The 16770-nt window shown below is 63.0% G+C and carries 14 protein-coding genes, 1 tRNA gene and 1 pseudogene; 6 read left to right on the top strand and 10 right to left on the bottom strand.

The window, feature by feature from the left end; genetic code table 11:
* The first annotated feature begins 64 nt into the window (after positions 1-64).
* Positions 65-919, top strand: a complete 855-nt coding sequence (locus X726_RS160585; RefSeq protein ID WP_023668697.1) for a mechanosensitive ion channel family protein — start codon at positions 65-67, stop codon at positions 917-919.
* A gap of 15 nt (positions 920-934) precedes the next feature.
* Here the strand turns inward: X726_RS160585 and X726_RS160590 are convergent, their stop codons facing one another.
* The 3 genes from X726_RS160590 to X726_RS160600 all read right to left on the bottom strand — a co-directional run bounded on the left by X726_RS160590 (position 935) and on the right by X726_RS160600 (position 4385).
* On the bottom strand, positions 935-2215 hold the full coding sequence (locus X726_RS160590) for an MFS transporter (RefSeq protein WP_023668696.1): 1281 nt from the start codon (positions 2213-2215) through the stop codon (positions 935-937).
* Positions 2216-2289: 74 nt separating this feature from the next.
* Positions 2290-2877: a nicotinate-nucleotide adenylyltransferase gene (locus X726_RS160595; RefSeq protein WP_023698215.1), complete on the bottom strand. Its 588-nt coding sequence runs from the start codon at positions 2875-2877 to the stop codon at positions 2290-2292.
* Positions 2878-3104: 227 nt separating this feature from the next.
* Positions 3105-4385 (bottom strand): glutamate-5-semialdehyde dehydrogenase, encoded by a 1281-nt coding sequence (locus X726_RS160600; protein WP_023668694.1) that lies wholly within the window; start codon positions 4383-4385, stop codon positions 3105-3107.
* 78 nt (positions 4386-4463) lie between these two features.
* On the opposite strand from X726_RS160600, the gene X726_RS160605 reads away from it, so the two are divergent.
* Complete coding sequence (locus X726_RS160605; protein ID WP_023668693.1) at positions 4464-4949, top strand: hypothetical protein; 486 nt, start codon at positions 4464-4466, stop codon at positions 4947-4949.
* A gap of 26 nt (positions 4950-4975) precedes the next feature.
* Here the strand turns inward: X726_RS160605 and proB are convergent, their stop codons facing one another.
* Together proB and obgE are read right to left on the bottom strand one after the other, a co-directional pair.
* Positions 4976-6103: a glutamate 5-kinase gene (gene proB, locus X726_RS160610; RefSeq protein WP_023668692.1), complete on the bottom strand. Its 1128-nt coding sequence runs from the start codon at positions 6101-6103 to the stop codon at positions 4976-4978.
* Positions 6104-6105: 2 nt separating this feature from the next.
* Positions 6106-7137 (bottom strand): GTPase ObgE, encoded by a 1032-nt coding sequence (obgE, locus tag X726_RS160615; protein WP_023668691.1) that lies wholly within the window; start codon positions 7135-7137, stop codon positions 6106-6108.
* A gap of 167 nt (positions 7138-7304) precedes the next feature.
* Between obgE and X726_RS160620 the strand changes: the two genes are divergently transcribed.
* Entirely contained in the window at positions 7305-8168 is an 864-nt protein-coding gene (locus X726_RS160620) for an endonuclease/exonuclease/phosphatase family protein (RefSeq protein ID WP_023668690.1), read from the top strand.
* 191 nt (positions 8169-8359) lie between these two features.
* On the opposite strand, the gene X726_RS160625 is transcribed toward X726_RS160620, so the two are convergent.
* The 3 genes from X726_RS160625 to X726_RS160635 form a co-directional block, all read right to left on the bottom strand.
* Positions 8360-8947 (bottom strand): GNAT family protein, encoded by a 588-nt coding sequence (locus tag X726_RS160625; protein ID WP_023668689.1) that lies wholly within the window; start codon positions 8945-8947, stop codon positions 8360-8362.
* A 132-nt stretch (positions 8948-9079) separates the two neighbouring features.
* Entirely contained in the window at positions 9080-9349 is a 270-nt protein-coding gene (gene rpmA, locus X726_RS160630) for a 50S ribosomal protein L27 (protein ID WP_015315190.1), read from the bottom strand.
* A gap of 99 nt (positions 9350-9448) precedes the next feature.
* Positions 9449-10147 carry a 50S ribosomal protein L21 gene (locus tag X726_RS160635; protein WP_023668688.1) on the bottom strand — a complete coding sequence of 233 codons (699 nt, stop codon included), beginning with the start codon at positions 10145-10147 and terminating at the stop codon, positions 9449-9451.
* A gap of 369 nt (positions 10148-10516) precedes the next feature.
* Between X726_RS160635 and X726_RS160640 the strand changes: the two genes are divergently transcribed.
* Positions 10517-10606: transfer RNA gene (locus X726_RS160640), tRNA-Ser, on the top strand.
* A gap of 140 nt (positions 10607-10746) precedes the next feature.
* Here X726_RS160640 and X726_RS1000000171510 read toward each other — a convergent pair.
* Positions 10747-12222: pseudogene (locus X726_RS1000000171510) on the bottom strand (GGDEF and EAL domain-containing protein).
* A 771-nt stretch (positions 12223-12993) separates the two neighbouring features.
* Between X726_RS1000000171510 and X726_RS160645 the strand changes: the two are divergent.
* Positions 12994-14040: a class I SAM-dependent methyltransferase gene (locus X726_RS160645; RefSeq protein ID WP_023668687.1), complete on the top strand. Its 1047-nt coding sequence runs from the start codon at positions 12994-12996 to the stop codon at positions 14038-14040.
* A gap of 276 nt (positions 14041-14316) precedes the next feature.
* On the opposite strand, the gene X726_RS160650 is transcribed toward X726_RS160645, so the two are convergent.
* Complete coding sequence (locus tag X726_RS160650) at positions 14317-15210, bottom strand: SDR family oxidoreductase (RefSeq protein ID WP_023668686.1); 894 nt, start codon at positions 15208-15210, stop codon at positions 14317-14319.
* A gap of 126 nt (positions 15211-15336) precedes the next feature.
* On the opposite strand from X726_RS160650, the gene X726_RS160655 reads away from it, so the two are divergent.
* Positions 15337-16275, top strand: coding sequence for an AraC family transcriptional regulator (locus X726_RS160655; RefSeq protein ID WP_023668685.1), 939 nt, complete (start codon positions 15337-15339; stop codon positions 16273-16275).
* The last annotated feature ends 495 nt before the right edge of the window (positions 16276-16770 follow it).

The following is a 16770-nucleotide window of genomic DNA, read 5'->3' as shown; positions in this document are numbered from 1 at the left end:
AGAAAAATCGGAACCCATGGCCGCGGCAGGGGTTATCGACACACCCCCCAAACGGATTCTCCTGATGCCAATCGACCCCCAGAACACGTTTCTCACCGTGCAGGCTGGCCTTGCGCAACTCAGCACGCTGATCGTTTCCTATTCCTTCTCCGCCATCGGCGCCATCATCCTGCTGGTCGTCGGCTATCTCGTCGCCGGGCTAGCAGAACGATCGATCTCAGCCGGCCTCGGCCATATCCATGGTTTCGACGCGACGCTGCGCCATTCCTTCTCGAAGATCGTGCGCTACGCCATCCTGATCCTGGTCGTCATCATGGTGCTCGGTCAGTTCGGCGTACAGACGGCTTCGATCATCGCCGCCATCGGCGCCATCGGGCTGGCCATCGGCCTGGCGCTGCAAGGCACGCTGCAGAACATCGCCGCAGGCATCATGCTTCTGGCGCTCAGGCCATTCCGCATCGACGAATATGTCGAGGTCGGCGCCATTTCCGGCACCATCGAGGAAATCGGCCTGTTCGCCACCAAGCTCCGCACGACAGACGGCGTCTATGTGCTGGCGCCCAATTCGACGCTGTGGAACCAGCCGGTGCGGAATTTTACCCGCAAAGGCGTGCGCCGCGGCGACATCACGCTGACCATCGGCTCCTGGAACGACATCGACCTGGCGCAGAAAACCATGCTCGGCGTTGCCGGCGGCGAGCGCCGCGTCAAGCGAGAGCCGGCGCCGATCGCCTTCGTCGCCACGGTGGGCGATGCCAGCGTCGCCATCACCTTGCGCTCCTGGACCACGGCGGCGGATTTCTTCGCCACCCAGATCGATCTCACCAAACGCGTCAAGCAGGCGTTCGACGCCGAAGCCATTTCGGTTCCCGCACCTCCGCCGGAGGCTCGACAGGAAACTGCCGCCACCAGGCAGTAGGAGCTGTGAAACCGTTCAGCGCTGATCTTCCGGGGCGTAGGCGAGCTCCACCGGCAGCGGCGCCTGCGCCGACATCGGCGCGAAACTGCTGGTCTCCGTAGCGGGGACGGCGCGCGTGGTGGCCACTCGCCACAGCACGAACAGGCAGAAGACAGTGGCGATGACGATGGCCACATAAATGAAGGCCTGCGTGCCATAGACAGCCGACAGGGCCGTCACGATACCCGGCACGATGAACCCCGACAGCGACCAGGCAAACAGCAACGAACTCGACAGCGCCACCATGTCGTCCTTGCCGGCGCGATCGGCGGCGTGTGCGCTGGCCAGCGAATAGATCGATTCCGAAGCGCCGTCCCAGATCACATAGATCACCACCAGCACCGCCAGAGCGCCACCGTCAAAGCCGATAGCCAGAATACCGGCAACGATGGCCAGTGCCGCAGCGCCGGCCAGCACGTAACGGCGATCGGTACGATCCGAAATCCAGCCGAGCGGGATCTGCAGGATCAGCGTGCCGACGGGCATGGCCGACAAAAGCAGCGCCACATCGGCCTGGCTGTAGCCCTTGGCCGTGGCATGGATCGGAGCGAACCCGGCGATCGCCATCGACAGGCCGCCGACGGCCAGCATGCCGGCCACGCCGACCGGCGAGATCCGCCAGGCGCGGCCAAGCGCCACGGAGGCTGCGCGAGGTGGCGGCGGTTGAGCCAACCGCGTCATGCCGACCGGCAGGATCGACACCGCGGTGAAGGCAATGCCGATCAGCGGCGCCTGCGCCGTCGCGATGTCGACCGCCGCCAGCAGGGCATAGCCGACGCCAAGTCCGGCGACATAGGCGACGTAAAACACCGCCATCACCCGGCCGCGAATGGCGTTTGCGACGGCATCGTTGAGCCAGCTCTGGGCGACGATGAACAGGCCGCATATTGCAAAACCGTAAAGCGCGCGCGCCGCGATCCACAGCAGCGGGTAGGTGCCGGCGCCAATGGCAGCATTCGACAGCGCTATCAGCGCCGACAGCACCATGAAGGCGCGGGCGTGCCCGACGCGGCGCACCAGCGGCCCGGTCAGGATACAGCCGGCAAGTCCGCCGGCAGACAGGCCGGTGATGATCAGCCCGGCCCAGGTCGGATCGAAGCGCTCGACGCCAAGCCGGACCGGGATATAGGCGAACATCAACCCGTTGCCGACCGCAATCAGCGCCATCGACACGATTACGCTGGCAATGGCGATCACGGGCGCCGGCGGGGTGCCATGATTGGGGTCGATGTTGGTCTGGTTCACTGAAGTGGCCATATCCAGCGCAGCATCGCCCAGCCAATCGCGAAAGGCCGCCGTAAAAGCGACATCGGCGATCTGGTCTTACGGAGTTACCCCTTGGCTTGCTGGCGAATAGCACTCGATGACAGCGATGAGCGTGGGCCGTGAATAAAAGTCCAGGCCGGCGCCTTCATGCGGGCGAGCCGGGGCGCGTCACCCTCGTCGACGCGGGCATAGTCGAAGGTCTTGGCCACGACCGAGGACAGGAAGGACAGCGTCGCGCCCGGGCGGTCGATGACGGCGATCGGGAAGGCCATGACGATCTGGCGCCAGCGCTGCCAACGGTGGAAATCGCGGAGTGAGTCGGCGCCCATGATCCAGACGAAGTCGACGCCGGGATTGCGTGCCTTGACCAGCGCCAGCGTGTCGGCGGTGAAGCGAATATGATGCGCCGCCTCGAAGGCGGTGACCTTGATCTTCGGGTTCTTGGCGATCTGCTCCGACTGCAGCAGCCGGTCGCTCAGCGGCGCCAATTCCCTCGTGCTCTTCAGCGGATTGCCTGGCGTCACCATCCACCATAGCTGGTCGAGCGCCAGCCGCCTGAGCGCGATTTCCGCCACCAGCGCATGACCGGCATGCGGCGGGTTGAACGAGCCGCCGAACAGGCCGACGGCAAGGCCCTTTTCGGCATGCGGCATGCGGAGGTAGTGCGAGGAAAGAGGCGCCCCACCCTCCCCCTTGTGGGGAGGGTCGATCCGCGAAGCGGAGCGGGGTGGGGGGATTGCAGAATNCACCCTCCCCCTTGTGGGGAGGGTCGATCCGCGAAGCGGAGCGGGGTGGGGGGATTGCAGAATTCAGCGTCGTACCCCCACCCGGCTCGCTGCGCTCGCCACCCTCCCCACAAGGGGGAGGGTAAGGCCAGCGCTCAAGGCCTCACCTGTCCCGACCCGCGCACGCGGTATTTGAACGAGGTCAGCTGTTCGACGCCGACCGGACCGCGCGCATGCATCTTGCCGGTGGCGATGCCGATCTCGGCTCCCATGCCGAATTCGCCGCCATCGGCGAACTGCGTCGAGGCATTGTGCAAAAGGATCGCCGAGTCGATCTCGTTGAAGAACCGCTCGACCGCTTTGGTATCCTCGGCGATGATCGCCTCGGTGTGGTGTGAGGAGAACGTCTCGATATGGTCGATGGCACCGGCAATTCCGTCTACCAGCTTTACCGCGATGATGGCCTCGAGATATTCGGTCATCCAGTCGGCATCGGTCGCCGGCTTGGCGTCGAAGAACAGCTTCATCACTTCCTGATCGGCATGGATCTCGCAGCCGGCGGCGCGTAGCGCGTCGAGGATCGGCACCAGATGTGTGGAGGCCACCGCGCGGTCGACCAGCAAAGTCTCTGCAGCGCCACAGACACCGGTGCGCCGCATCTTGGCGTTGACGGCGATCCTGACCGCCATGTCGAGATCGGCCGAGCGGTCGATGTAGAGATGGCAGATGCCTTCAAGATGGGCAAAGACCGGCACCCGCGCCTCGCTCTGGACGCGCCCGACCAGGCTCTTGCCGCCCCGCGGAATGATGACGTCGAGATTGCCGCCAAGCCCTTTCAGCATCTCGCCGACGGCGGCGCGGTCGGTGGTCGGCACCAGCTGAATGGCGTCTTCCGGCAGGCCGGCGGCCTTCAGCCCCTCGACCAGGCAGGCATGAATGGCGGCGGACGAATTGAGCGAGTCCGAGCCGCCGCGCAGGATCACCGGATTGCCGGCCTTGAGGCAGAGCGCGCCGGCATCCGCCGTCACATTCGGCCGGCTTTCATAAATGACGCCGACAACGCCGAGCGGCGTGCGCACGCGCTCGATCTGCAGGCCGTTGGGGCGATCCCAGGCGGCAATCACATCGCCGACCGGGTCCCTGAGCTCGGCGATTTCACGGATGCCATCCGCCATGGCACGGGTGCGCGCCGGATCGAGCTTCAGCCGGTCCATGAACGAGCCGGACAATCCCGATTCGTGGCCATTCGAGACATCGATGGCGTTGGCGTCGAGAATGTCCTGCTCACGCGAAATGATCGCGTCGGCCATGGCGACGAGTGCGGCATTCTTGGCGTTGGTCGTGGCGATAGCCAGCGGTCGGGCGGCGGCGCGCGCATTGCGGCCTATCCGTGCCATCAAACTGGCTACATCTTCGCCTTGGTGTTTGTTCAACATCTGACCGCTCCGGTGAAGCCTGGTGGATTTACACGCGGCCGGCCTTCGCGGCAATGGCCGCAAATTCGGGAGAGCAGAATGAAGAGCGCCGCAGTCTTGTTTGCTTTGGCCACGATGCTGGCGCCCACCGGCCTTCGCGCAGCCGATTACTGCGATGACAAGATCGAACTCGGCGAGAGCCCCGATGGCCTGGCCATGACCATGGTAGGTTCGATGATGTCCCTCGTACTCGCTGAGCGCTATTGCGGCGCGCTACCGACGCCGTTTTCCCAAATCTACGTCGTAGTTGAGGAGGGACATGGATGTGGGCCGCGTGTGAGGCTTGAAGCAGAATTCAAGAAAAAGATGGAGGAGGAAAAAGCGACAGACGCAATGATGGCCGACTCAGTCATGCACGACCTCATCGCAGACGGGACGGACCTCCCCCAAGCCGAAATGGATAAACGTGCCAAGGCTATCATTGAAGGACAGTTGGGAGGTTGCAGCAAGCTTCTGAAAATTCAACGGGACGTTCAGGAGAGGTACCGCAACCCGCCCAAATGGCCGCGTGAACCTGACAAGTAGCGCGCCGTCAATCGCAGGGCCGCGCCTCACTCGGCCGCGCCGCTCACTACCAGATCGTCGCGGTGAATCATCGCCGATCGCGCCTCGTAGCCGAGCACGGTTTCGATCTCGGCGGTCTTCAGGCCTGCGATCCTTACGGCATCGGCGGCATCATAGGCAACCAGCCCGCGCGCGATCTCGCGCCCTTCGGGCGACAGGATCGCCACCGTGTCGCCGCGCGAGAAATTGCCGCTGACCAGCCTGACGCCCGCCGGCAGCAGCGATTTGCCGGACAGCAGCGCACCGATGGCGCCGGCGTCGACGGTGAGCCGCCCGGCCGGTTCGAGCTGGCCGGCGATCCAGGTCTTGTAGCCTTTCACCGGATTGGCGCTCGGCCTGAAGAAGGTGGCGCGCTCGCCACGCTCGATCGCCATCAGTGGCGACAGCCTGGTGCCCGAGGTGATGATCATGGCGGTGCCGGCGGCGGTGGCGATCTTGCCGGCATCGAGCTTGGTGCGCATGCCGCCGCGCGACAGTTCGGATGCGGCCGCCCCGGCCATAGCCTCGATATCGGGCGTGATGCGGTCGACCACCGGAATGAATTTTGCATCGGGATCGCGCGCCGGCGGCGCCGTATAGAGCCCGTCAATGTCGGAGAGCAGCACAAGCAGGTCGGCGCCCATCATCGTCGCCACCCGGGCCGCCAGCCGGTCATTGTCGCCATAGCGGATTTCGGAGGTCGCTACCGTGTCGTTCTCATTGATGACCGGCACCGCCTTCATCTTGAGCAGCGTCGAGATCGTCGCGCGGGCATTCAGATAGCGTCGGCGCTCCTCGGTGTCGCCGAGCGTCAGCAGGATCTGGCCCGATTTCAGCGCACCCTTGCCCAGCGCATCCGACCATGCGCCGGCGAGCGCAATTTGCCCGACGGCGGCCGCCGCCTGGCTCTCCTCGAGCTTCAGCGCCCGTTTTCCGAGACCGAGAATGGTGCGGCCGAGCGCAATGGCGCCGGACGACACGACCAGGATCTCGGCGCCGCCATTGGCCAGCACCGCAATATCCTCGGCAAGCGAAGCCAGCCAGTCGCGCTTCAGGCCGCTGGTGCGGTCGACCAGCAAGGCCGAACCGATCTTGACCGTGATGCGCCGGTATTTTGTCAGCGACCGCGCCGTCATCGTTATCGGTCCCAGCGGGTCTCGACGGGAGCGGCAGCCCTGTCGCGCGCTTCGCCGACAACTGCCATCAGCGCGCGCAGCACCGCTTCGACGCCCTCGCCGGTGGCCGCCGACAGCAGCATCGGCGCGCGGCCGGCAGCGCGTTTGAGGGACGCAACCTTCTTCTTGCGCTCATCGGCGTCAAGGATATCCACCTGGCTGAGCGCGACGATCTCGACCTTCTCGATCAGCCCATTGCCATAGGCGTCGAGCTCGGCGCGCACGGTCTTGTAGGCCTTTCCAGGATTTTCCTCCTGCGCCGAGACCAGGTGCAGAAGTACACGCGTGCGCTCGACATGGCCGAGGAAGCGGTCGCCGATGCCGACACCCTCATGCGCGCCCTCGATGAGGCCCGGAATGTCGGCGATGACGAATTCGCGCGCATCGATGCGGGCAACGCCGAGGCCGGGATGCAGCGTGGTGAAGGGGTAGTCTGCGATCTTCGGCTTGGCCGCGGTGACGGTTGCCAAAAAAGTCGACTTGCCTGCATTGGGCAGCCCGACCAGGCCGGCGTCGGCAATCAGCTTCAGCCGCAGCCAGACATTCATCTCTTCGCCGGGCTGGCCGGGATTGGCGCGGCGAGGCGCCTGGTTGGTCGAGGTCTTGAAATGCTGGTTGCCGAAACCGCCATTGCCGCCCTTGGCCAGCAGGAAGCGCTGGCCGACCACGGTCAGGTCGCAGATCAGCGTCTCATTGTCCTCGGCAAACACCTGGGTTCCGGCCGGCACCTTGAGCGTCACATCGGCGCCCTTGGCGCCGGTCATGTTGCGGCCCATGCCGTGGACACCAGTCTTGGCCTTGAAATGCTGCTGATAGCGATAGTCGATCAGCGTGTTGAGACCGTTGACCGCTTCCAGCCAGACATCGCCGCCGCGGCCGCCGTCGCCGCCATCCGGGCCGCCGAACTCGATGAATTTTTCGCGCCGGAACGACACAGAGCCGGCGCCACCGTCGCCGGAGCGGATATAAACCTTGGCTTGATCGAGAAATTTCATTGGACTACGCAGTTTCTGTTGGCCTTGCGGCTTTGCTCTAGATCTTGCGCCTTGCTCTAAACCAAGGCGCGGCCAAGGGCGAGGCCGTTTTGCGACTAAAGCGCCGGATGCCCTTTTGTCGGGGACGCGGTAGCAGTGTTCGCGGACGGAGCTTGAGGGGCGCGGGAATGAAGGTTGTGAGCTACAACATCCAGTACGGTATCGGTCTGGATGGCCGCTACGATCTCGGCCGCATCACCGAGGCGGTTCGCGGCGCCGACGTGATCGCGCTGCAGGAAGTGACCCGCAACAATCCGAGGAACGGCAACCGCGACATGGTCGCCGAGATCGGTGAGGCGCTGCCCGAATATTTTGCCGCCTACGGCAGCAATTTCGAGGTCAATGTCGGCTCGCGCCTGGAGGCCGGCCGCGCCATCACCACCACTTTCCAGCTCGGCAACATGGTGCTGTCGAAGACACCGATCCATCTGTCGCGCAATCTGCTTTTGCCGCGCAGCCGCAGCCTTGAGGCGATGAACTTCCAGCGCGGCGCACTCGAGGCGCTGGTCGAGACCCCGCTCGGCTTCATCCGCTTCTATTCCACGCATCTCGACCATCGCAGTCCGGTTGAGCGCGCCAGCCAGATCCGTTTCCTGCGCCAGCGCCTGTTGAACTATGCCTTCGAGGGCGGCGGTCTCTCCGGCATTCCCGAGATCGGCCTGCCGGACCTGCCCTATCCCGAAGCCTTCATCGTCATGGGCGACTTCAACATGCTGCCCGGCTCGCCCGAATATGTCGAACTCGTCGGCCGCCCGGACCATGAATTCGGCATGCCCTTGACCGCCGATCTCGCCGTCGACGTCGCCCAGCGCCTGAACACACCAGACGTCGTCACCTGGGTCGATCCCACGCGACCCGAAGACACAAGCCGCCACAAGCGCATCGACTACATCTTTACCTCGGCCTCGCTCGCCGGATCGCTGAAGCGCCTGTGGGTCGACCCGCAAGCGGTCGGTTCGGACCATCTCCCGATTTGGGTCGAGATGGGCTGAGTTGAGCCCGATCCACAACCAACGTTTCCAAACCTGTCGTTTGGAGGCACGCGCCTAGGTGTTGAGATTCAGGTCAGGCCGAGCCGAAAACACTGTCTTTCGAGAACCGGAGCGGAGTGTACTTAAGTACGTGCACCGGAAGCGCATAAAACCCGCGTTTGCAGGCCGGCCTCACCTGAATATCAAAACACCTAGAAATGCACCCAGTTTCGAAGACTGATCCAGGTCTTTCTGTCCAGCCGGTACCGCTCGACCGGCACCTGGCCGGCGACGATCGAGTTCAGCATGCCCTGGCCGGCATACTGGAAGCCGCATTTGTGGATGACCCGGCGCGAGGCCGGATTGATCACCCGCGTCGAAGCCTGCAGCACGTGGATCGACGTCCGTTGGAAGGGAAGGTCGACCAACGCGTGCGCGGCCTCCGTCGCATAGCCGCGCTTCCAATAGGGCTCGCCGATCCAGTAGCCGAGTTCCAGCCCGCGATCGGTCATGTTGAGGCCGGCGCAGCCGACGAAAATGTCGGTGCCGGCGAGCGTCAGGGCGTAGGCGATGCCGGCCCGGCGCGACCGGGTCATAGCCAGGAAGGCGCGTGCCTCGGCCTCGCCATAGGGGTGCGGCATGCGGGCCAGCATCTCGGCGACGTGACGGTTGTCGGCAAGCTCGACCAGTTGCGCGATGTCGGCTTCACACGGGGCGCGCATCACCAGCCGCTCCGTGGCCAGCACCGGGCAATCTATCGCGTAACTTTCGTCTTCGGTGTCTTCCGCTTCGGCAACCATTCGACGTCCTCCAGGCAAGAAAAAAGGGGAGATGGAAAACCCATCTCCCCTGATCCTTTTCCTGGCTCCATTCACTGGTTTGGCCAGACACCGGTTCCCGAGATGGGCGCCGGTTTTATAGTGCGGAACCGGCTACTCCGCGGCTTTGGTAATCGGGTTGACCGATACGTAGGTTCGGCCGTTGGCTTTTTTGTTGAAGGTGACTGCGCCGGTCTCGAGCGCAAAAAGGGTGTGGTCCGTGCCCATGCCGACATTGACGCCGGGATGCCAGGTGGTGCCGCGTTGACGGATGATGATGTTGCCCGGGATGACGGCTTCGCCGCCGAACTTCTTCACGCCCAGACGCTTGGAATGCGAGTCGCGACCGTTGCGCGACGAGCCGCCAGCTTTCTTGTGTGCCATCTAACTAACTCCGATGCGCCCTGGGGCGCTTGAATGGTCTTATGAACGCGTTCGCGTTCCGTTTCAAGTCCGATCCGGCGACCTTGTCGCCGGTTCGTTTTACTTCTTCGCCAGTTCCTTGGCCTGCTCGCGCCAGTCGTTGATCTGGTCGGTGCTGAAGGGCATGTGCGCGTCGATCTTGGCCACGTCCTTGTCCGACAGCTTGGCAAGCTGGGCGAAGGTGGTGATGCCCTGCTCGTGCAGCTGGCCGGCGGCAACCGGGCCGATGCCCTTGATCACGGCCAAATCGTCCGGCTCGCCCTTCGGCGCCTTGAACAGCGGCGCGGCGACGGCGGTCTCCGTCTTGGCTTCATCCTTCGGAGCAGCCTCGGCTTTGGCTTCCTTCTTCGCCTTGGCTTCCTTCGGCGCGGCCTCGGCCTTCGCCTCGGGCGCTACGTCAGCCTTGACTTCCACCTTGGCTGAGGCCTTCTTGGAAGGCTTGGCGCCACCCAGCAGGATCTCGGCGATCCGCACGGTGGTCAGAAGCTGGCGATGGCCGATCTTGCGGCGCGAATTCTGCCGGCGGCGCTTCTTGAAAGCGATGACGGTGCGGTTCTTGCCCTGCTCGACGACTTCCGCCGTGACCAGAGCGCCATCGACGAACGGGGCGCCGAAGGTGACATTTTCGCCTTCGCCATGGGCGAGGACGCTGCCGATTTCGACGATATCGCCGACATTGGCTTCGAGCTTCTCGATCTTCAGGAGATCGTTGGCGGCAACGCGATACTGCTTACCGCCCGTTTTAATGACTGCGAACATTTTTTGCCTTTCGCTGTTCGGTCGGCCTCGATGAGCCGCGTCACGCGGTTCGGCCGTCTTTTTGTCAGTCTGCGGGTTCGAAAAACAAGCGGCGTGGAAGAACCCTCCACGCCGATTGCGCGCTTCCCCTAACCGAAGGTTCGGTACGAGTCAAGGCAAACGGGCGGAATCCTTGGCCACGCCGCCTCCTTGCCGCCCCCGATCTCTCCAGTCGAGGACCGGTTGGCCCCATCTGCCGACGTGGCCGCAACGCAGCCCTCCCGGCAGAGCCCGCACAGGAAGCTGAATTCCCCCGCGGATTTGGCCTTGTAACCTGCCCGCCCAGCCGTTATCTAGTGCGCCGCGCCGGCAACGGCCGACCATGACCGCGGAGAGGTGGCAGAGTGGTCGAATGCACCGCACTCGAAATGCGGCATGGGTGCAAGCCCATCGGGGGTTCGAATCCCTCCCTCTCCGCCACCCTACGCCCTGCGGGCTTCGGGTGGCAGGCCACCCGGAACCGCATCTGGGCGTAGGAGTGTCGCCCGAAGCTACGAAGTAGCGTAGGGGGACCGGAATGAAGCAGGATGCCCTCCGAAGCTTCAGCGTAGAGGCTCCCGCTAGGCAACGAGGCCTTGCCTGATCTGGTTTACCTCTTCGATCGGCACGGGATGCCCGGTGAGGAAGCCCTGCATCAAATTTACCCCCAGGCGCTGCAGCAATATGTACTGCTCCTCCGTTTCGACGCCCTCGGCGAGCACGACATGGCCGAGATTGCGAAGCAGCCCGACCATGTCCCGCAACAGGCTCAAGCCACGAGACGTCTGGCAATCGTGGAGGAAGCTGCGATCAATCTTGACCACGTCGAATTTGAAGCGGCGGAGCCATGTCAAGCCGGCAAATCCCGTTCCGAAGTCGTCCAGCCAGATCTGAACGCCGAGTTTTCGCAACCGCTCCACGTTTCTTACCGCTTGCGCCTCCAGAAAGATGTCACTGCCTTCGGTGATTTCGATGGCCAGTTTCTGGGGCGCAAGACCGTGCCTGCCAAGGATTTCGGTGATCCGGAGCGAAAAGTTGGGAGCCTTGAGCTAAAGAACGGAGACGTTCACCGTCACGACCGAGCCCAATCCGTATTCCGTCATGTCACCGCAGGCTCGATCGATCAGCCACGTACCCAGTTCCACGATCGCTCCGGTCTGCTCGGCAACGGGTATGAATACGGACGGACTGATCATGGTGCCGTCGAAGTCGCATACCCGCATCAGACTCTCGTGGCCCAGCACGCGTCCCGACGCCAGCTCGCGAATTGGCTGGTAGGCGACAGAAACGAGCTGGTTGGAAACTGCCACCTTCAGCAGTTCTGAAAGATTTTCGCCCGAGCGATCCTGGCTGGTGGCGTGTGGGTCGTAAATCGTGAACGTAGCCCGACCGGCAAACTTGGACGCGTAGAGTGCGCGGTCAGCTTCCTGCAGCAGGATTCTAAGCTCTATGCTCTGATCGGCGCGCGTCAACGACGCTCCGGCACTGATCGTGACGATGTTGAGCTTGTCGCCCCGGTCAGGGTGATAGATATCCAAATCCTCTACAGCGCGACAGAATTTCTTCGTTATCTCATGAAGGTGAGCCCGCCCGGTGACCTTGCAGAGAATGACGAATTCTTCTCCGCCATAGCGGGCCGCGATGGCGTTGTTGGCAGCCGCCATCTCGGAGAGGACATGGGCGAGTTTGATCAGGCAATCGTCGCCGGCCTGATGACCAAGTCCGTCATTGAACCTTTTGAAGTAGTCGACGTCGATCAGAATGAGCCCTATCTCGTCGTCGTCCGCGGCCCAGTCTTCGCGCAGCTCCGAGAATTCTCGAATGATCGCCCTGCGGTTCTTCATTCCCGTGAGCGGATCGGTGTCGGCGATTTCGGTTAGCTTTTGCCCCTTCTTGATAGCAGCCTGCTCCTGGAACTGCGCCCGAAGCGCGTGCAGGAAAGTCTGGTACCGCTCCAGGCTCAGCCGCCACGAAAGATAAAGCGACAAGACGAGGCAGTTCACGAAATAGGCCGACAGCACGATGCGGCCGGCGATGTCGGCCTGAAGGGAGAACATCGCGGCGTACACAAAGCTTGCGGCGACCGTCGCGGAGGCAAGGGCTGAAAGCCAAAAACGGAAGTTGAAGAACAGATTCGCACCCAGGATGAACACTGTGCCAAAAACCATGAAATGGGAGAGGGCATCCTGATGCTCTGTTCCAACAGCGGAGACGAGCCACCCAAGGGCACCGGAGACAATCGCCAGCGCTGCTACAAGGTGCAAGGTGGCAAGGGCAAAGCCCCGTCGGGCGACAAATTCGACAAGCGCCAGGGAAGTGATCCCTAGCGTAACGCGCGTCAAAACAAGCCGGCCGGCGACATCCGGAAAGAGAAACCAATCGAAAAGGCCATAGGCCACATAGCTGAATACAGCAGCCGCAATACCCCATCGCACAAGGCTGCGATTCTCATCGGCATCCTTCTGCAGGAACAGTGTCAGGAGTTCCGGATCGGCGGAATGCCACCGCGGACGTCCAATCGCTGCCGCCACCTTCTGGGCAACGTCCTCGCTCAGTTGCATCGCAACGCTCCTCCGCGATCTGCAGTAGCGAATGCAACAGCCGACGTCGCCTGCGGTTGGGGAATGAAGACGTCCCTGTCCGCAAGAAAAGTCAGATGTCGCTAACCGAGGGTAAACGGGCGGTTCGGATTTAGCCAGTTTGCAGGATTGATGGCCGTTCCGTTGATTAAAATTTTACTAAAATTTTATTAAAATTGTTAGCATTGGTTGGCGGCGCACCTATGCTGCTGGCCGGGGACCGGGGCGGTAAACCGGAGAGTAAACGGCATGCCTATCAAGCCAAAACTGCAGCTCGACCAATACAGCCTGGTCACCACCAGGCTGATGAAGAAACATGTTGCGACCTCCGAAGAGGCGGCTGACTCCGACGAGTTGAGGGACAGCACGGCCCAGCTCGCCCTGATACTGGACCTTGCTCATCAAGCCTTTGCGCGAAACAAACCGGCCGCCCCCGTCGTCCATCGTTTGGCGGGGCGACTCCACAAGCTCCGCCGGCAGGTTGCTCCCGCGGTCTGGCAGAAACTCGTTCCTTTGGCTCAGCAGCATCGGGTCGCGGAATATTTGCTCCAAGACCCGTTCACGCGGTGGTCGGTCGAAAAACCGCGCGGGTATTCAGGCGATGCAGGCCTGCTGGATATTTACTACAAGCATCCGATCGCCGACGAGATCGTGGCCTCGTCGACCTTACTTGGTCGGCAAATTTATGCGTACACCAGTGAAGCTGCCAGTTCGGTGGCGGGGCGCGAGCGGCGGGATATTCTGGCCAGGACCGTGGACGAGACGGCCAGCAGTGTGGAAAAGGCTGAGGTGCTGGCGATTGCCTGCGGCCACCTCAGGGAAGCCGAACGCTCCGATGCGTTGGCCAGGCATAAACTGCAACGTTGGATCGGCCTGGATCAGGACCCCGTCAGCGTAGCCACGGTGAACCACGACTTTGCCGGCACGGCAGTCGAGGCAGTCCAGGGTTCCGTACGCGGCATCCTGCGCCGCGCCTACGCCCTTGGCACATTCGATCTCGTCTACGCATCGGGGCTTTACGATTACCTGCCGCGTGCCATCGGCGTCCGCCTGCTTCAAAGAGCCATGGAACTCGTCAAGCCCGGTGGCGAATTCCTGTTTGCCAATTTCAGCGACGAGATAACGACGGATGGTTACATGGAGACTTTCATGGATTGGCCGCTCATCCTACGTTCGGCCGACGATATGTGGGACATCATCAATGCCGCCCTCGGCGGGAGTCCTTTCGACGCGAAAGTCTACTATGGCTCGAACCGGAATATCGTTTACGGCAAGGTGAGGAAGGGCGATCTCTAACTAGGCGCGGGAATCGCGCGCGCATCCCCGTAACAAGGTAGGTCTGCCATGACGAGGCCATGCCTTCGCCGGCTTTCCGGCGACGGGCGAGCAGGTCGTCCGGGCTGCGGGCGGCCTACGCCGTGTTCGTTCTGCTTGCCGCCATACAGATGTGGCGGCGGTTCCAGCAGCACGACGGTGCTGCCCGCTCGGCGGGCTGCGTCTGGCCGTTTTGCTGGCACTGCCGCTGATCGCCAGGCTGTCGGTCGTGCAATGCAACGCGACTGGCCGGCCTGATCAGGCCTCGAAATAGCGGGCACGATCGAGATCGGCGATGAGCCCCGGCCCGGTCGGCTGCCATCCCAGCGCAGTGCGGGTCTGCTCACTTGACGCCGACAAGTCCCTGCCGATGAAATGCCCGAGAAAGCCGAAATGCGCAGCCGCGTCCTCGGGGCCTATGGAAACGACCGGCAGGCCGAGCCGGCGGCCGATGATCTCGGCGATCTCTTTGCTCGCCACGCCCTGTTCGGCAACCGCATGATAGCTGACGCCGCCCGCCCCCTTCTCCAGCGCCAGCCTGTACAGGGTGGCGGCGTCGAACCGGTGCACCGCCGCCCAGCAATTTGCGCCGTCGCCGACATAGGCCGAGACGCCCTTTTCACGCGCAATGGCAATCAGCATCGGCACGAAACCGTGATCGCCCTCGCCATGGACGGTCGGCGCCAGCCGCACCGTCGATGCGCGCACCCCGCGCGCTGCGAGCGCCACGGCCGTTGCTTCCGAAGCGCGCGGCATGGCGGCCGATGGAGGCGCGGGTTTGTCGTCTTCGGTTGCCGGCCTTCCCTGCGCAAAACCGGCGAGGCCGGAGGTGACAAGCAGCGGCCGCTCGGAACCCTCGAGCGCCGCGCCGAGCGTTTCGATGGCGCGCTGGTCAACTGCGCAACTGGCGGCGAATCTCGAAAAGTCGTGGTTGAAGGCCGTGTGGATGACGCCATCCGATTGGGCAGCGCCGCTGCGCAGGCTGTCGAAATCCTCGATATCGCCGCGATGCGCCTCGGCACCCGCGGCCACGATCGACTCCGCACCTGCTTCCGACCGCGCGAGGCCAAGCACCTGATGGCCCGCCCCGACCAATTCCCTCACAACAGCCGAACCGACAAAACCGGTAGCCCCGGTAACGAACACACGCATGATGATTTCTCCTTGGTTTTTGTCGAACGCCGTACAGCCAGCCCGTTGCGAAGGAGATAGAAGTTTGAGATCATACGATCTATACTGTAAAATCCGAGATATCTTCGCAATCGTCCGAGAACGCTCATGGATCCGCTGTCAGACGTGCTGTCGCTACTGAAGCCGCGCAATTACCTGTCGGCTGGGCTGGAAACCGGTGGCGACTGGGCGATCCAGTTTCCTGACCAGCAGGCCGCCATTAAATGCGGCGCCGTGGTGTCCGGCCGATGCTGGCTGTCGGTCGAGGGCGTCCCTGACGCGGTGCGGCTGGACGTGGGCGACTGCTTCCTGTTGCCGCGCGGCCGGCCTTTCCGCCTTGCCAGCGATCTCGGCCTGCCGACGGTCGATGCGCGAACGATCTTTTCACCGGCGCGGACCGGCGGCATCACCGTCCATAATGGCGGCGGCGATTTCCTCCTGGTCAGCAGTCGCTTCACGCTGTCCGGCGACCATGCCGGCATCCTCTTGCGGATGCTGCCGCCCATCGTCCACATCCGCGGCGAGAGCGACCATTCGGCGCTTCGCTGGCCGGTGGAGCGGATGATGCAGGAATTGCGCCAGCGGCGTCCCGGCGGCTTTCTCATCGTCGAGCACCTCGCCCACATGATCCTGATCGAGGCCTTGCGCCTGCATATGACCGCGCAAGGCAATGTCGGCTGGCTGTTCGCACTCACCGACAGGCAGATCGGCGCGGCGATCGGCGCCATGCACGAGGACCCGGCGCATGGCTGGACGCTGCAAAAACTGGCGGAGCGCGCCGGCATGTCACGGTCGACCTTTGCCCTGCGCTTCAAGCAGACGGTCGGGGCCTCACCCCTGGATTATCTGACGCGCTGGCGCATGATGCTGGCCGGCGACAGGCTGATGCATTCCGGCGATCCGGTTTCCGTCATCGCGCTGGCGCTCGGCTACGAATCCGAAAGCGCCTTCAGCACGGCATTCAAGCGCGTCATGGGCTGTTCGCCGCGGCAGTACAGCCGCCGGGAGCCGGACCTGACTGCGCAGGCCGAACGCGAAGCCGCCTGAGGCGGCGATCCGAGCGCCTTGATTACCTTGCCCTTAGAGGCTGTAGCGCGAACGAAACTCGGTGAACGACATCGCCAGATTGTTCTCGTCCACATGGCCGGTGATTCCGTCCACACTGCGCGAGTCGAGTTGTAGCGGGCGAGCCAGAGCGGACAATTGCCGAAGCCGCTCGGATTTCCCAGCGCGCTTCGACCGCTGCGGCCCTTCTGCTCAAATCGATCCCTTGCTTGCTCCATGGCATGCGCTTGACAATCGACTGATTCGCAACCCTTCGGGGATATAAGTATTCCAGTTAACTTAGGGATAATCGGCAGGAGGAACTAGATTTCAGACGCTCAATTGGCACGAGCAAAATCGCGTTTTTCATGCTTTCAGAATGACTTGCTCGCGTGCTGGCGGTTAACCGGCACCAACTTCTCCGATTTCCTTGCCTCTACGGCTGGGTAGCGCAATAGGGTTAATTGCGCGATTGCTAATATGCCTATATCTTAGGCG

The organism is Mesorhizobium sp. LSJC285A00 (assembly GCF_000503155.1).
Taxonomy (GTDB): Bacteria; Pseudomonadota; Alphaproteobacteria; order Rhizobiales; family Rhizobiaceae; genus Mesorhizobium.
Note: the sequence above shows the minus strand (reverse complement) of the source record. Positions and strands in the feature narration are given on the sequence as shown.

Coding starts and splice junctions, on each gene's coding strand:
- X726_RS160585 (WP_023668697.1), top strand. CDS start 65: ATGCCAATCGACCCCCAGAACACGTTTCTCACCGTGCAGGCTGGCCTT.
- X726_RS160590 (WP_023668696.1), bottom strand. CDS start 2,215: ATGGCCACTTCAGTGAACCAGACCAACATCGACCCCAATCATGGCACC.
- X726_RS160595 (WP_023698215.1), bottom strand. CDS start 2,877: ATGCCGCATGCCGAAAAGGGCCTTGCCGTCGGCCTGTTCGGCGGCTCG.
- X726_RS160600 (WP_023668694.1), bottom strand. CDS start 4,385: ATGTTGAACAAACACCAAGGCGAAGATGTAGCCAGTTTGATGGCACGG.
- X726_RS160605 (WP_023668693.1), top strand. CDS start 4,464: ATGAAGAGCGCCGCAGTCTTGTTTGCTTTGGCCACGATGCTGGCGCCC.
- proB (WP_023668692.1), bottom strand. CDS start 6,103: ATGACGGCGCGGTCGCTGACAAAATACCGGCGCATCACGGTCAAGATC.
- obgE (WP_023668691.1), bottom strand. CDS start 7,137: ATGAAATTTCTCGATCAAGCCAAGGTTTATATCCGCTCCGGCGACGGT.
- X726_RS160620 (WP_023668690.1), top strand. CDS start 7,305: ATGAAGGTTGTGAGCTACAACATCCAGTACGGTATCGGTCTGGATGGC.
- X726_RS160625 (WP_023668689.1), bottom strand. CDS start 8,947: ATGGTTGCCGAAGCGGAAGACACCGAAGACGAAAGTTACGCGATAGAT.
- rpmA (WP_015315190.1), bottom strand. CDS start 9,349: ATGGCACACAAGAAAGCTGGCGGCTCGTCGCGCAACGGTCGCGACTCG.
- X726_RS160635 (WP_023668688.1), bottom strand. CDS start 10,147: ATGTTCGCAGTCATTAAAACGGGCGGTAAGCAGTATCGCGTTGCCGCC.
- X726_RS160645 (WP_023668687.1), top strand. CDS start 12,994: ATGCCTATCAAGCCAAAACTGCAGCTCGACCAATACAGCCTGGTCACC.
- X726_RS160650 (WP_023668686.1), bottom strand. CDS start 15,210: ATGCGTGTGTTCGTTACCGGGGCTACCGGTTTTGTCGGTTCGGCTGTT.
- X726_RS160655 (WP_023668685.1), top strand. CDS start 15,337: ATGGATCCGCTGTCAGACGTGCTGTCGCTACTGAAGCCGCGCAATTAC.